We start from the raw sequence: 14,426 nt of genomic DNA, 5'->3' as shown, positions 1-14,426 counted from the left end.
AATGAACATAAAAGAGGCAGAATGTCTGTTTTTTGAAAGCGCTTAAATTTTATAATTAGAGTGTAATCGAGCTCAGCTCAAAAAAATCAAGGAGGTACACTTATGTACAACGAAGTTTTCTCACTAATTAAAACTACAGCTGCTCGTAGCTTATCTATCTCACCAGATGAAATCACTGGAGAAACTAGTTTAAAAGATGATTTTGATGCTAAGTCTGTTAATTTTGTACAGATTATTGGTGCATTAGAAGATGAATATGAAGTTGAGATTGACTTCATGAAATTTAGAAATGCAAATACTGTTGATGAGCAGACAAAATACGTTGCAGATATGCTTTAAAATTGAGAAGGGAAAGAGACGATGGTTAAGGAATTAAAAGAGTTCGTGAAACCACAGCTAATGGAAATGATGAAGGACCGTTCTCGGTATGATTATGAGCGTGTGGTAGAACAGTTTGCAGGTGAAGATATTGAGGTCGTTTATCGTAGGCCAAACCGTGAGACCAATGAATTTGTTGACCGCGATATTTCAGGTTGGGGCTACTATCCCCCATTGAATCAACGTACTTATGAAGAAATGGGGATTATCTGCATGCAGGATGTAGAAGTCCCTCTTCGAGATGGGACAACTATCTATGTAGATATTTACCGTTCTAAGGACGATGAAGCTAAAAAGGTTCCGGTTATCATGTCTTGGGGATTTTATGGCAAGCGTCCAGGTGATACACCAAAAACATGGCAAATCATGGGAGTACCACCAAAAACAATGTCAAAAATGGCTAAATTCGAGTCACCAGACCCAGCCTATTGGACGAAACAAGGATATGCGGTTGTTAATGTGGATGCTCGTGGCGCAGGAAATTCCCACGGTCACCTTCATGCCTGGGGGACACAAGATGGGAAAGATGGTTATGATGTCATTGAATGGCTAGCTGAGCAAGACTGGTGCAGTGGTAAAATTGGATTGTCAGGGAATTCTGCCGTGGCTATGTGTCAATGGTTTATCGCAGCAGAACGCCCGCCGCATCTAGCTTGTATCGCGCCGTGGGAAGGTAGTACGGATATTTATCGTCAGTTTGCCAACAAGGGCGGTGTCCCAATGGTAGGCTTTAACGAGTTTGTTTTCCGCGATGTAACTGGTGAAGCTGTAGAAGATCATATGCAAATGCTCAAAGAACATCCGTTGATGGATGCTTATTGGGAAGATAAAGTGGCTCAACTTGAAAAAATTCGTATTCCTGTTTACATGACCGCAGGTTGGAGCCATCAACTCCATATTACAGGAGCTTTCAATGCATGGCAGCGTGTGAAATCTCCTAAAAAATGGATTCGTATACATCGTGAATTTGAGTGGGAGGATTTAGTAACGCCATCATCCATCAAAGATCTCAAGGAATTCTTTGATCGTTACTTGCTTGAAATCCATAATGGGTGGGAATTGACACCTGCTGTTCGTTTTGAACTTCAAGATGCTTATGACCATGACTATATCAAGGATCGCACTGAACATGAATTTCCAATTGCTCGAACAGAATACAATAAACTTTATTTAGATGCTGAAAGCAATGTCCTATTAGAAAATCCTGTAGTATCTGTTTCATCTCTTAAATATGATGCTGAAAATGGCTACACGTATTTTGATTATGAATTTAAAGAAGATGTTGAATTAACAGGTTATTTCAAGGCGCATATTTGGGTCGAAGCCAAAGGAGTTGATGACCTTGATTTAGAAGTGTGTGTTATGAAGGCTAATTCAGATGGTGATTTCCTACCAACCTACGTGTTCCATGACTGGGCTTACTATGGTACAGCTGGTAATTTACGTGCATCAATGCGTGAACTTGATGAAGAGCGTTCTACTGATTTTCAACCGCAGTATACTTTTAAAACCATACAAAAACTATCACCAGGTGAGATTGTCCCTTTGGATATTGAAATAAACCCTACCAGCAAGTTTTATCACAAAGGCGAAAAATTACGTGTTTTCCTATCTAGCTGGCGTGCTATCGGCGGTATTGATATTTATGAACGTGAAATCCTGACTCAGGGTGAACATGTTATTCATACAGGCGGTGATTATGATTCTTATATCCAAATTCCTGTTATTCCCCCCAAATACGTAGCAGGAGATACTATCTATCGAAAATAAACGCTAGTCTGAATAAAGTAAATAGAGATCAGGTACAGTGCAAGTACCTAATCTCTATTTTGCTGTATTTTAGTCATCATACCGTGGATTAAATGCCCGCAGGTCTTGGACATCTCTTCCGGAGATGGGGATGGTTCTTTCTCTATATAATAATAAATAAATTCAATGAGAATAGCAATAATGGCACGAATAACCAGTTCAAAATTTTCTGAATCAATATCGTTATTTTTTAAGAGACGCTCAAAATATTGTTTGATGAGTGCTCTCCATTCTAGAACAAATGCTAAATCACCATTAGGAGATAAGAGAGCAGAAATTTCTTTCTTATTTCGTTCAATCCATATGTAGGTTTCCACAAAAAAGGGATAAGGTTCATCAGGGTTTAATTGGTCGAATTTTAAAGTATCGAGGTTACGATTAATTTCTTTCAACTCAGCAATCAGTCTATTTTTCAGCTCCTCTAATATTTGGTATTTATCGTCATAATGGAGATAGAATGTACCACGATTAATATTAGCTTGAGTGGTGATTTCTTTAATGGTAATGCTATCAATACTTTTATGTTGCAATAGTTCTACTAAAGCATCAATAATAGCATTATCTTTGGTGATGTAGTCTTTTCTTTTTTGTAAACCTTGTACTGTCATAGGTTTAACTCTCCTCGATAATGGCAAAACTCTGGGCATAGTTCCCATCGTGAGTTATGGAAATACGAATATTGATGTGACCATAGTCTGCCAAAGCAGAACTCAGTTCGTTTGTTGGAGAAACGACAGGGGAACCATCAGGATTTTCAAGAATCTCAAGTTTACGAAAATCAAACTGTTTGTTAAGGGGTAAGAAAGAAAGTGCTTTTGCCAGGGATTCCTTGGCTGAAAAACGTCCAGCAAAGAATTCTAGCTTTCTGCTTTCCGAAAGATTTTTAACAAAAGCCCTTTCATCTATTGTAAATGTTTTTTCAAGAAAGGAGTGATCGGATAAGATTCTCTTGAACTGTTTTATATTTACCAAGTCTGTGCCAATTCCTAAAATCAAACTGTTTCTCCTGTGTGAAATATCACTTTATTATTCTTAATTATAACATAAAGACATTTAATAATCTTTTTTGTTCTGTATGGTGTAATGAACTGGTAGGATTAAGCACCATCATCTCTGTTGAGAGAAAATTAAAACTAAAATGAGGTTGAGACAAAAGTTCTCAGCCTTATTATTTGGTCAATTTATTTGCTAGGCGCAATGATTGGTTGGATATCCAATTCTATGAACGTTAGTTCATGTTAATCCCTAACCAACTTTGCGGAAGTGGGACAACGAAATCAAATTCTTCGAATTATCGACTAGTTGGACGGATTTATTCTGTAAAACAAGCTGCCATTTTTTAACAGTTCTACATTGGAGTTGGATCGCCGTCTAGCTCCTTTTCTGCTTTATTGTACTATACTCAGTATTTTTTCAAATAAGTGTATAATTTCGTCCTGACGAAAACGTTAGGCATTTCTTTATCTTTGATTAAATTTCTATACTCATTTGGTAGCATACCATACCTATCTTTAAATTTCTGATAGAGTTGATTTTGGTTAGAGAAGCCTGTTTTTTCAGCGATTTCAGAGATAGTATATGTGGAGTTGACAAGATAATTTTCTACCTCGGCTATTCGTTTAGTCATCTGTATTTCTTTAAAAGATTTACCGTATGAGTTTTTCAAAAGACTCGAGAGATACTTTTCGTGGTAACCATATAGCTTGGCAAGCTTTTTAAGATTAATCTCTTTATAATTATTTTCAATGTAATTGACGATATTAAAAATATTATTAGATAATGCATCCGAGAAATGAATTTCTGTTTGATTCTGATGTTCCCCAATATACAGCAATTCAAGGAAAATCAGCGAGAAATAATACTGGATAGCTTGGTGTTTGTAGTCTCTGTCACTGTAGTGTTCCAGAAGGAGGTCTTGAAATAGCCGTCTTATTTTGTTACTGTCCTTTGTTTTAAAAATAATATAGTTATTGTGGCTAGTATTTGAGTATAAAGTCTTACTAATAAAAGTAGACAATAAATTAGAAGTATCCACTGTTAGCAATGATTTAAGATAACTGTTTTTCATCACTATATTAATAATAATATCATCATAATCTGGTTTCCGTTTTTCACGTATCACTTGTGTATCAAAGAAACAAATGTCTCCAGCCTCCAGTGTTACCTCCTTATTATTTATAACATAGGTGCATTTGCCGGAGTAGATGAAATTAAGATTAATGTTGGAATAAATATGAGGAGGCATGGGGGTAAAACGAGAATCTTTACGAATGTGGAGAGGTGATACTCTTAGCTTGTAATCGTTAATCTCAAAAATTTCTTTTCCATTCAATATTCGCTGGGGAGTGCTGCCATTGTTATAACGCTTGGAAAGGCTATTAGGATTGGAAAGATAGTAACTTTCATTTTCTGTATAGGCAAATAAATGTTTCTCTAAGGATTTTATATCTTGCTCAAAATTCATAATACTATATTATCTTACTTTTTGATAGTAATCAACTATCTTTTTGACATTGTATGCGAGTGTTGGCTCATCTATAATAAAAGTGTAAAAACAAAGAAGGGAGCCTAGAATATGGCAAAAGACTATTCAGCTTTAGCCAAGGATATTGTGGCGCATGTTGGTGGAAAAGATAATATCATTGACTTACGCCATTGTGTTACACGTCTGCGCTTTACACTAAAAGACCAATCCAAAGCTGATACTGATTACCTCAAAAAGAGAGAAGGAATCGTAACGGTAGTTCAAGCGAGTGGACAGTATCAAGTTGTAATCGGCAATCATGTACCCGATGTTTATGCTGCAGTCCTTGAGCAAGGCGTCATGGCAACGACAACTTCTGATGACTTGAGTCAGAAAGACACTGATACCAATATTTTTAACAGGGTTATTGATGTTATTTCTGGTATTTTTCAACCAATTCTAGGAGTAATGGCAGCAGCTGGGATTATCAAAGGGATCGTAGCATTATTAAAAGCAGTTTTTGCTATTACTCCAGACAATTCGGCCCTAGCATTAGTACTCAATGCTGCAGGTGATGGCCTTTATCAATTTTTACCGATTATCCTAGCTGTTACAGCAGCTAGAAAATTTAAGATGTCAGAGTTTACCGCAGCAGCCATTGGTGCTGCCTTGGTATATCCAACTCTTCCTGCAGGTGTTGAAACACTGGAGAAAGCAGGAATTACTCATATGCTTGGTTTACCGTTTGCGCTGCCATCATCAGGTAGTTATTTATCAACGGTTATTCCGATTATCTTAGCCGTTTGGTTTGCTTCACATGTTGAAAAGTTTGTCAAAAAAATGTCACCTGAAGTAGCAAAAATGTTCTTGGTTCCATTTACTACATTATTGGTGACAGTTCCATTAACATTTGCTATTGTGGGACCAGTCGCAAATCTTATCTCAGATCTGCTCTCAAAAGGATTTATGGCAATACTAGACTTTAGTCCATTTATTTATGGTGCAGTCTTGGCTGGCCTTTGGCAAATATTGGTGATGTTTGGTTTGCATTGGGCCATTATTCCATTAGCTATTCTCCAATTTGCTGATAAGGGGTGGACAACAATTATTGTGCAAAATTCAATTGTTGCCTTTACCCAAACAGGTGTCCTTTTAGCAATTCTTCTCAAAACTAAAGAGAAAAAGGTAAAATCAGTTGGCTGGCCAGCATTTATTTCCTCAATTTTCGGTGTTACGGAACCCTCTATCTATGGTATCACTTTACCAATGAAAACACCGTTTTTGATTTCTTGTATTGTTTCAGCTGTTTTAGGTGGATGGACTCAGTTTTTTGGACTAAAGAATTATGCAATGGGTGCGCTCGGTATTTTTGGAGTCCCTGGTTATGTCAGCCCTAGCCAAGGATTGCGTCCTATGTTTATTCTTATCATTCTTGATATTCTTGCCGTTCTGATTTCGTTTACTATTCAAATGTTTGTTCCTGTTCCAAATTTATATGGGACACCTGATGAAAAATCTACTGTTAAGCAACAGTCTGAAGTTACAACTTCAGCGGTTGAACCAATTGGAGAAGAAATCCAAAGTCCCATGATTGGCTCTGTCGTTCGACTTTCTGAAGTGCCTGATGAGGTTTTCGCTTCTGGTGCTATGGGGCAAGGTCTTGCGATTAATCCTACAGACGGAACAGTTGTTGCGCCGGCTGCTGGTGAAATCACTTTAGTATTTCCGACTGGTCACGCTGTTGGGATGAAAACTGAGCATGGTGCAGAAATTCTGATCCATATTGGTATGGATACTGTGTCATTGGCTGGTAAAGGATTCAAAGCATTTGTTAAACCTGGCGATAAAGTAAAAGTGGGTGATAAATTGCTTGAATTTAACTTGTCAGAAATCAGGGAAGCGAAATTATCAGTTATTTCACCCATTGTCATTACCAATGCTTCAGAGTATCAGGCTATTAAGCCGACAGTAGCAGGTACCATTAATTCTGGTGATTTCTTGATGAAGACAGTCAAGTAACTAATAAATAAGAGTCTGGAAATATCTCAGACTCTTTCTTGGATTAGAGATGAGGAAGAATGTTTACTAATATTCTTAATCAAGTATTTTTGATGTTTGTATTGGTTGGAATTGGGTTTGTACTAAATAAAATCCAATTTCTTCATAAAGAGACAGGTTCTGATTTGACCAATATTTTACTATATGTCATAAGTCCAGCGCTTATACTAAAGTCGATGCAGCAAGATCGGAGTTCCTATAGTTTAAAAACAATTGCCCTTGTTGTTATCGCTCTGGTGATTCTCTATTTTATAGCTATCTTACTATCCAATGTGAGCTTTTCACATTTATGTTCTTTAGATATGAAGCGTAGTGCAATTATGGGAACCGTGTATTCTAATATTGGTTTTGTTGGAATACCGATTGCAAGTGCTTTATTTGGCGACAGAGGAGTGTTTTATTCAGCCATTGGTATTATGGTTTATAATACTTTTGTCTGGACACATGGAATGACTCTTTTTGAGAATGGTGACGGAAGTTTAAAAGAAAAGCTTCTAAAGATGTTTAAAAATCCTAACACCATAGCAATAGGTGTAGGTCTGGTACTGTTTTTCTCAGGTGTGAGACTTCCAACTACCCTAAACCAAGGTCTGGGATATCTGGCGGGTGCCAATACTCCCTTATCAATGTTTTTGATAGGGAATAGTTTGGCAAATATAGCGATGGATAGAAAAGTTGTCAAACCTTGGATGATTGTAACAGTGTTTTACCGTAATCTATTGATGCCAGTTATTGGAGTATTGCTATTTGCACTCATGGGAATAAAAGGAATAGACTATTTTGCAAATGTCGTTTTATTTGCTTGTCCAATCGGGTCTTTAGTTACTCTATTTACAATCCAGGTCAAAGGAAATCCTGAGTTTTCAATTATTGAAATTGGTCTCTCAATTGTAACTTGTATTATATCAATACCAGTAATTTATCTTATAGCACAATTAGTCATGCAACAATGGTTTTAGAGAAAGGAGTTCAGAATGTCAAATAAATTTCCAAAAAATTTTTTATGGGGCGGTGCAATTGCTGCAACGCAAGCAGAAGGAGCCTACAAGGAAGATGGGCGTGGTTTAATCAAACTCGATGTGACTACAGGGGGAACAAAAGATACTCCTCGTATGACAACTTACCTCGATAAAGATGGCAATTCTGGTGAGGCACCGGGTCGTGGTCACCATGCAGTTATTCCAGAAGGAGCGCGTTATGCAGTTTTGGAGGATCACTATTATCCTAATCACGATGGGGTCGATTTTTATCATCGCTATAAGGAAGATATTAAGCTCTTTGCTGAAATGGGCTACTCCATTTTTCGATTGTCGATTTCTTGGAGTCGCATTTTCCCGAATGGTGATGACCAAGAGCCCAATCAAAAGGGTTTAGATTTTTATCGCCAAGTATTTGAAGAGTGTCATAAATATGGTATAGAGCCCTTGGTTTCAATTTGGCACTTTGATACACCTTTAAATCTAGAAGTGAAATATGGTGGTTGGAACAATCGTCAATTGATTGATTTTTACGAAAGATATGCCAGAGTAATCTTTACAGAATACAAAGGTCTTGTTAAGTATTGGCTAACGTTTAATGAAATTAATAATACAGTCATGATGTTGGATATGTTTGGTAAAAAAGCTACTAAAGAGATGTATCAACAGGGCTATCAGCAGCTCCATTATCAATTGGTGGCCAGTGCCCGTGCGGTTAAAATTGGACATGAAATTGACCCTGCAAATAAGATTGGTTGCATGATTTGCGGTATTACATTTTATCCAGCTACTTGTGACCCTAATGATATCCTGGCTAATGAACATAAGTGGCAACAAGGAATTTATTATTGTGGAGATGTGCAGGTGAAAGGGCAATATCCTACCTATGCTAAGCGCCTTTGGAAGCTGCATGATGTGGAGCTTGATATCACAAACAAAGATTTAGAAGAGTTGCGTGAAGGATGTGTGGATATGTATACTTTTTCTTACTACATGTCAAACAATGTGACAACTCATAATTTAGATGCTAAAGATATGGTAGACGGAAATTATTCTACTGGGGCTCGTAATGAATACCTAACTTATTCTGAATGGGGATGGGCAGAAGATCCACTTGGATTAACCTACTATCTTGAAAAAATTTATGATCGTTATGAAATTCCATTAATGGTCGTCGAAAATGGACTCGGAGCCATCGATACAGTATCCGAAGATGGCAGCATTCACGATGATTATCGCATCAACTATCATAGAAATCATATCGATGCTATGGCAAAGGCGATAGCAAATGGCGTTGATTTAATTGCTTATACAACTTGGGGCTGTATTGATATTGTATCTTCCGGTACAGGGGAAATGCGTAAGCGTTATGGCTTCATTTATGTTGATAAAGATGATGAAGGCCATGGTACATTTAACCGAGTACCAAAAGACTCTTTCTACTGGTATAAGAAGGTTATTGCTTCTAATGGAGAAGACTTAGAATAATTAACAGTCAAGACCGCGATTGAAGTTTTTGCTATAATAAGCGTATTAAAAACTTTTGAAAGGACCATCATGCCCTACAAATACCTTCTTTTCGATCTTGATCATACTTTGTTAGATTTTGATGCGGCGGAAAGCCTTGCGTTGCACCAGCTTTTGCTTGAGGCGCAAGTGTCGGATATTGCAGCTTATATGGACTACTATGTTCCCATGAATCGTGGACTTTGGGATGATTTGAGCTTGGGCAAGATCAGCAAGCAAGAATTGATCGATACACGTTTTGTAAGGTTGTTTGCCCACTTTGGTCAAGATGTGGATGGCCGCTACTATGCCCAGCGTTATCAGCATTTTCTCAGTCAGCAGGGGCAAGTTTTAGATGGAGCTAAGGAACTTCTGGGAATCCTTGGGGCGCGTGGCTATCGTCTCTTTGCTGCGACTAATGGGGTGACTTTTATCCAAAACGGTCGTTTGGATCGCTCTGGTATTAAAGACTATTTCGAGCAGGTGTTTATCTCGGATGATCTGGGTCATCAAAAACCGACTGTTGCTTACTTTGACAAGGTTGCGCAGGCTATCAAGGGCTTTGACCGCAAGCAGGCCCTTATGATCGGTGATGGTCTTCTCAGTGATATTCAAGGCGGTAACAATGCTGGGATTGATACGGTTTGGTACAATCCAGACGGTAAGGAAAATACTAGTCAGGCTCAGCCAACCTATACGGTAGCTACTTACCAGAAGCTACTAGAAATTCTCGATTAAGATGATAAATGGGTAGACTCAGTCCCTCCTTGGGATTGAGTTTCATTTTTGCATGATTTTATGAGGTTGGGCAAAAATTCGTCCAGTATTTCTGTTTTGGATAAACCCTTGGCCTTGGCGCAATGGTTGGGAATAAGACTTGTTGGTGATGCCAAGAAGTTTTACCCCTGCACAATTCATTAGGTATTCTAGCACCAATGGGCCACTACTGACCGGTCTTCCTTTTACACAAGGCCAAGTCAGAAAAAACCAAACGACGCTGCTCATCAGCTACATGAAATAAGCTGTTCTAAATTTTTTATCCAGCAGGTTCAAGCGCAAGCGAGCCCTATCTAACAGATACTGTTGTAACTGTCTTGCAAGCAGTAGGATTATTGCATTTAACAATCTTGTGATAAAATATAATGTGGATAAATAAGGGAGGAACGTGTGTTTATGTCTAAGGAACGCTTAGTCGCCTTTACAGACGCTATTCTTGCTATTATTATGACGATCTTGGTTTTGGAGTTGGAGAAGCCAAGCATTCTCAGCTGGTCTGCCTTCTGGGATTTACGGATGAATTTTTTTGCCTATACGGTCTCTTTTTTCTGGTTAGGAGCTATGTGGGTCAACCTGCACCAGTCTTGGCATGATGTGGAGAAGATTGGCAATAAGCAAGTCTGGCAGTCCCTTTTTCTCCTCTTTTTTGCCTCCTTCTTTCCGTATGCGACAAGCATTGTTGCAACTCATTTTGAGAGCAGTGTTGCCCAAGGTTTTTACGGTCTGATTGTTCTGCTGGTCAGCTTTTCTAATGTTTGGATGTATAATAGCTTGGCCCATATCAGCAGCAGTCCGCAAGCCAAACAGTTTGCCATCGGACACAATCGAGCCATGATTTATGATATTGCCGTCAAGTTTATCGGTCTGGCTGTTAGCCTGACGGTTTATCCTCCAGCTATGATGTATTCTGTTGTACTGGCAGCCTTCTTTGTTGTTGGTCCCATGCCAGCACGTTTCAAGAGATAAAGCTTGATAGTTAAAAATTAAAAAAGGAACGCCCCTTTTTGTAAGTAAATAGAGGGATTTGGAGGATTTATGGCATCGCTAATGAAGCACAAAAAAGTTGAGCTGACCGAGCTCTTTTATGACTTGGTCTTTGTCTACGGTATGAGTCAGGGCACGTCCTTGATTCATCATGTTCATCACGGAGTGATTCCTTGGATGAACTTTTTTTCATTTGCCATTGGAATGATCATCATGATTAATTCCTGGATGGTTCAGACCGTTTTTACTAATCGATTTGGGAAGAATTCTTTGACCAACATTCTCTTTATGTTTGCGCAGATGTGTCTCTTGCTGATTTCTTTGGCCTCATCATCTGGAGAGTTTACCCATCAGAGCTTCCAGTATTTTTATGGCCCCTACGCTGGGATTTCTTTCTTGCTATTATTGCAGTACCTTATCGAGTATGTGAGGGCTAAGGAGAAAGAGAACAGGCTTTTTATTAAACAGTTTTTTTACATTTTAGGACTAAGAACCACAGGTCTCTTGATATCTGTGTTCCTACCTATGTCTATTGGTCTGTGGGTGGCGGCTGCCAGTATCTTGATTAGCTGGATTTTGCCGGGTCTTTTAACCAGCAGAAGTGCGGTAAGGTCAGAGGTACGTCTGGTCAACTTCCCCCACTTGGTAGAGCGCTTATCTTTGCTGGTCATTATCACATTTGGGGAGATGATTATTGGTATCGCTAAGTATTTTACACCAGAGGCTTTGTCAGTCTACTCTGTCTTGATTTTTTCAGTGGTAGCTAATCTCTTTATGATCTATATCGTCGAGATTGACCACATGATTGATGTCAACAAGCCGGTGGAAAATAGTAATAGTTTGATTTACTGGCATTATCCAATTTTCTTCGGACTCAGTTTTGTGACAGTTTCCCTAGGTTTTTTAGGCGAAGCAAAGGCTGACAATGGTTTTTCCATCTTCCTGCTTTATCTTGGCATTTTCTTACTATTAATCAGTCTATTTGGTATTCAGCGATTCAATAAGGAGAGCCACAAGATCTCCTTGAGTTTGATTGGTCAATCGCTTGGAATCTGGCTGGCTGGTTGTTTGCTGAGCTGCTTGACTGTGGGGCACAGTTTTGCCTTAGTCATTCTAGCTGCCTTGGCCTGTGCCCTTTTAGCTATCGTTTTTGTTCGCTTTAACCTCAGTCATTTGGAGTAGTATTGGGCTACTAGGTATCTAAATAAATAGAACACCTCAACTTTTAAGAAGGTTTGGGGTGTCATTTTGATATTTAGGTTTACATAATTATTTATATGTTGATTTAAGGCATATTTAAACTAGGACTGTTTTACTCAGAAGAGAGCGGAAGAGGAAGGGCATTTTCACCAGTTTTTTATCCTTATCTATTAGTCGTTTGCCTGTTAATACTTTGAAAATCGAAATAATAAATTCTTAGCTGCATCTCGTCTGATTCTGATTTTCTTTGCACATAGGCCAGTATCTTTGGATAGTATCATTTTTTCCTATGATAAGATAAGTTTTTAGATTTTAGTCGTGTTATGATATTGGTAGTTAGAATCTAATAGAATAAAGGAGTTTGCGATGACAATGACAGAACTAAAGCCTTTTCCAGATGGTTTTTTGTGGGGCGGTGCAACGGCTGCCAACCAATGTGAAGGTGCCTATGATGAAGACGGGCGCGGCCTAGCAAACGTTGATGTAGTACCGATTGGTGAGGATCGTTTCCCTATCATTGCTGGTAAGAAGAAGATGTTCGACTTTGAGGATGGCTATTTCTATCCTGCTAAGGAGTCTATTGATTTTTATCACCATTATAAGGAAGATATCGCTCTCTTTGCTGAGATGGGCTTCAAGACTTTTCGCATGTCTATCGGCTGGAGCCGCATTTTCCCTAAGGGAGATGAGCTTGAGCCCAATGAAGCAGGGCTTCAATTTTATGAAAATGTCTTTAAAGAATGCCGCAAGTACGGTATCGAACCCTTGGTGACGATCACCCACTTTGACTGCCCTATGTATTTGATCGAGCACTATGGTGGTTGGCGCAATCGTAAAATGATCGAATTTTACGAACGTCTCTGCCGTGTCCTTTTTAATCGCTACAAGGGATTGGTTAAATACTGGCTGACCTTCAATGAGATCGACATGATTTTGCACGCACCTTTTATGGGGGCAGGCCTCTACTTTGAAGAAGGCGAAAATGAGGATCAAGTTAAATATCAATCAGCTCATCACGAACTAGTAGCTTCGGCATTGGCGACGAAAATTGCCCATGAAGTGGATTCCGATATCAAGGTTGGTTGTATGCTGGCGGCAGGTCAATACTACCCTAACACGCCAAATCCAGCAGACTACTGGCAGGCTATGCAGGATGACCGTGAAAATTATTTCTTTATTGATGTGCAGGCGCGCGGAGAATACCCAAATTATGCTAAGAAGAAGTTCGAACGTCTGGGATTGAATATTGAGATGACTCAGGAAGATCTCGACCTTCTCAAGGCTCATACAGTTGACTTTATTTCATTTTCATATTATTCAAGCCGTGTATCATCTGCTGATCCAAGCTTGACCGATAAGACAGCTGGCAACATTTTTGCTTCGCTGAAAAATCCTTACCTTGAAGCATCTGAATGGGGCTGGCAAATCGATCCGCTCGGCCTTCGCATTACCCTCAATACCATCTGGGATCGGTATCAAAAACCGCTCTTTATCGTGGAAAATGGTCTCGGTGCTGTTGATACCCCTGATGAGAATGGCTATGTCACAGACGACTACCGTATCGACTATCTGCGTGAACACATTAAAACGATGAATCAGGCGATCAACGAAGATGGCGTTGAACTTCTTGGTTACACCACCTGGGGCTGTATCGACCTTGTATCAGCTGGAACCGGTGAGATGAAGAAGCGCTACGGTTTCATCTATGTCGACCGCGACAACCAAGGTAACGGCAGCCTCAAACGCTCTAAGAAGAAATCCTTTGATTGGTATAAGCAGGTTATTGCATCAAATGGAACGAAGCTGGATTAGCAAACATATTTGAAGAGAAACCGCTTTATCTAAATGATCAGTAGCTTGTAATATAGAAGTCCGGAGATTCTCGGACTTCTTTTGCATGTCTAAGATATAATAGGGCTTCTCCTTGCTGGTGATAAAAGAATTAAAGATGATAAAAATCCTTGACAGATAAACCTTTTGAAAGCTAGAATAAGTCTGTATTTATTATTACCATTTTAGGTTTTTATGAGGAGGAATTTCATGGAAATTAAAAGTAGTTTATCTGCCGCTCAATTGCATGCCAGTCAGTTTTCATCCAAGGGAGGTGCGCTGGGTGGTCTGGGTGAAGTATCCAAGGATGACGCCACAACTGTGGCCGGCAATACTAAGGCGCATGAAGCGCTGGAGACGGTTAAATCAGCCCGAGAAGCGATCTCTGAACTGCTGAGTCATGCTTCTTCAAATATTCACAGTGTTGCCAGTGAATTTGAGAC

Annotated in this window: 13 protein-coding genes; 10 read left to right on the top strand and 3 right to left on the bottom strand. The window is 39.1% G+C overall.

Annotated features, from left to right (window positions below; genetic code table 11):
* Window positions 1–102 precede the first annotated feature (102 nt).
* A complete protein-coding gene (locus AC4HAO_RS09995) occupies window positions 103–339 on the top strand; it encodes an acyl carrier protein (protein WP_491135276.1) in 237 nt (78 codons plus the stop codon).
* A 21-nt stretch (window positions 340–360) separates the two neighbouring features.
* Complete coding sequence (locus tag AC4HAO_RS09990; protein ID WP_491135275.1) at window positions 361–2,148, top strand: CocE/NonD family hydrolase; 1,788 nt, start codon at window positions 361–363, stop codon at window positions 2,146–2,148.
* Window positions 2,149–2,195: 47 nt separating this feature from the next.
* Here the strand turns inward: AC4HAO_RS09990 and AC4HAO_RS09985 are convergent, their stop codons facing one another.
* The 3 genes from AC4HAO_RS09985 to AC4HAO_RS09975 form a co-directional block, all read right to left on the bottom strand.
* On the bottom strand, window positions 2,196–2,795 hold the full coding sequence (locus AC4HAO_RS09985) for a TetR/AcrR family transcriptional regulator (protein ID WP_491135274.1): 600 nt from the start codon (window positions 2,793–2,795) through the stop codon (window positions 2,196–2,198).
* A gap of 4 nt (window positions 2,796–2,799) precedes the next feature.
* Window positions 2,800–3,183: a holo-ACP synthase gene (gene acpS, locus AC4HAO_RS09980; protein ID WP_491135273.1), complete on the bottom strand. Its 384-nt coding sequence runs from the start codon at window positions 3,181–3,183 to the stop codon at window positions 2,800–2,802.
* A 406-nt stretch (window positions 3,184–3,589) separates the two neighbouring features.
* Window positions 3,590–4,651, bottom strand: a complete 1,062-nt coding sequence (locus AC4HAO_RS09975; protein WP_491135272.1) for an AraC family transcriptional regulator — start codon at window positions 4,649–4,651, stop codon at window positions 3,590–3,592.
* 111 nt (window positions 4,652–4,762) lie between these two features.
* Between AC4HAO_RS09975 and AC4HAO_RS09970 the strand changes: the two genes are divergently transcribed.
* The 8 genes from AC4HAO_RS09970 to AC4HAO_RS09935 form a co-directional block, all read left to right on the top strand.
* Complete coding sequence (locus AC4HAO_RS09970; protein WP_491135271.1) at window positions 4,763–6,670, top strand: beta-glucoside-specific PTS transporter subunit IIABC; 1,908 nt, start codon at window positions 4,763–4,765, stop codon at window positions 6,668–6,670.
* Between the two features lie 59 nt (window positions 6,671–6,729).
* Window positions 6,730–7,668, top strand: coding sequence for an AEC family transporter (locus tag AC4HAO_RS09965; protein WP_491135269.1), 939 nt, complete (start codon window positions 6,730–6,732; stop codon window positions 7,666–7,668).
* Window positions 7,669–7,683: 15 nt separating this feature from the next.
* The gene (locus tag AC4HAO_RS09960) at window positions 7,684–9,174 is read left to right on the top strand and encodes a family 1 glycosylhydrolase (protein WP_491135268.1); all 1,491 of its coding nucleotides are present in this window, start codon (window positions 7,684–7,686) and stop codon (window positions 9,172–9,174) included.
* A gap of 69 nt (window positions 9,175–9,243) precedes the next feature.
* On the top strand, window positions 9,244–9,930 hold the full coding sequence (gene pynA / locus AC4HAO_RS09955) for a pyrimidine 5'-nucleotidase PynA (protein WP_491135267.1): 687 nt from the start codon (window positions 9,244–9,246) through the stop codon (window positions 9,928–9,930).
* 435 nt (window positions 9,931–10,365) lie between these two features.
* Window positions 10,366–10,935, top strand: coding sequence for a TMEM175 family protein (locus tag AC4HAO_RS09950; RefSeq protein WP_491092868.1), 570 nt, complete (start codon window positions 10,366–10,368; stop codon window positions 10,933–10,935).
* A 69-nt stretch (window positions 10,936–11,004) separates the two neighbouring features.
* Window positions 11,005–12,135 carry a low temperature requirement protein A gene (locus tag AC4HAO_RS09945; protein WP_491092869.1) on the top strand — a complete coding sequence of 377 codons (1,131 nt, stop codon included), beginning with the start codon at window positions 11,005–11,007 and terminating at the stop codon, window positions 12,133–12,135.
* Window positions 12,136–12,525: 390 nt separating this feature from the next.
* Complete coding sequence (locus AC4HAO_RS09940) at window positions 12,526–13,965, top strand: 6-phospho-beta-glucosidase (protein WP_491135297.1); 1,440 nt, start codon at window positions 12,526–12,528, stop codon at window positions 13,963–13,965.
* Between the two features lie 228 nt (window positions 13,966–14,193).
* Window positions 14,194–14,426, top strand: a 233-nt coding sequence (locus AC4HAO_RS09935) for a TIGR04197 family type VII secretion effector (RefSeq protein WP_491135266.1), incomplete at its 3' end; no start/stop codon positions are given.

The organism is Streptococcus sp. ELY_137, assembly GCF_058314515.1.
Note: the sequence above shows the minus strand (reverse complement) of the source record. Positions and strands in the feature narration are given on the sequence as shown.

Coding starts and splice junctions, on each gene's coding strand:
- AC4HAO_RS09995 (WP_491135276.1), top strand. CDS start 103: ATGTACAACGAAGTTTTCTCACTAATTAAAACTACAGCTGCTCGTAGC.
- AC4HAO_RS09990 (WP_491135275.1), top strand. CDS start 361: ATGGTTAAGGAATTAAAAGAGTTCGTGAAACCACAGCTAATGGAAATG.
- AC4HAO_RS09985 (WP_491135274.1), bottom strand. CDS start 2,795: ATGACAGTACAAGGTTTACAAAAAAGAAAAGACTACATCACCAAAGAT.
- AC4HAO_RS09975 (WP_491135272.1), bottom strand. CDS start 4,651: ATGAATTTTGAGCAAGATATAAAATCCTTAGAGAAACATTTATTTGCC.
- AC4HAO_RS09970 (WP_491135271.1), top strand. CDS start 4,763: ATGGCAAAAGACTATTCAGCTTTAGCCAAGGATATTGTGGCGCATGTT.
- AC4HAO_RS09965 (WP_491135269.1), top strand. CDS start 6,730: ATGTTTACTAATATTCTTAATCAAGTATTTTTGATGTTTGTATTGGTT.
- AC4HAO_RS09960 (WP_491135268.1), top strand. CDS start 7,684: ATGTCAAATAAATTTCCAAAAAATTTTTTATGGGGCGGTGCAATTGCT.
- pynA (WP_491135267.1), top strand. CDS start 9,244: ATGCCCTACAAATACCTTCTTTTCGATCTTGATCATACTTTGTTAGAT.
- AC4HAO_RS09950 (WP_491092868.1), top strand. CDS start 10,366: ATGTCTAAGGAACGCTTAGTCGCCTTTACAGACGCTATTCTTGCTATT.
- AC4HAO_RS09945 (WP_491092869.1), top strand. CDS start 11,005: ATGGCATCGCTAATGAAGCACAAAAAAGTTGAGCTGACCGAGCTCTTT.
- AC4HAO_RS09940 (WP_491135297.1), top strand. CDS start 12,526: ATGACAGAACTAAAGCCTTTTCCAGATGGTTTTTTGTGGGGCGGTGCA.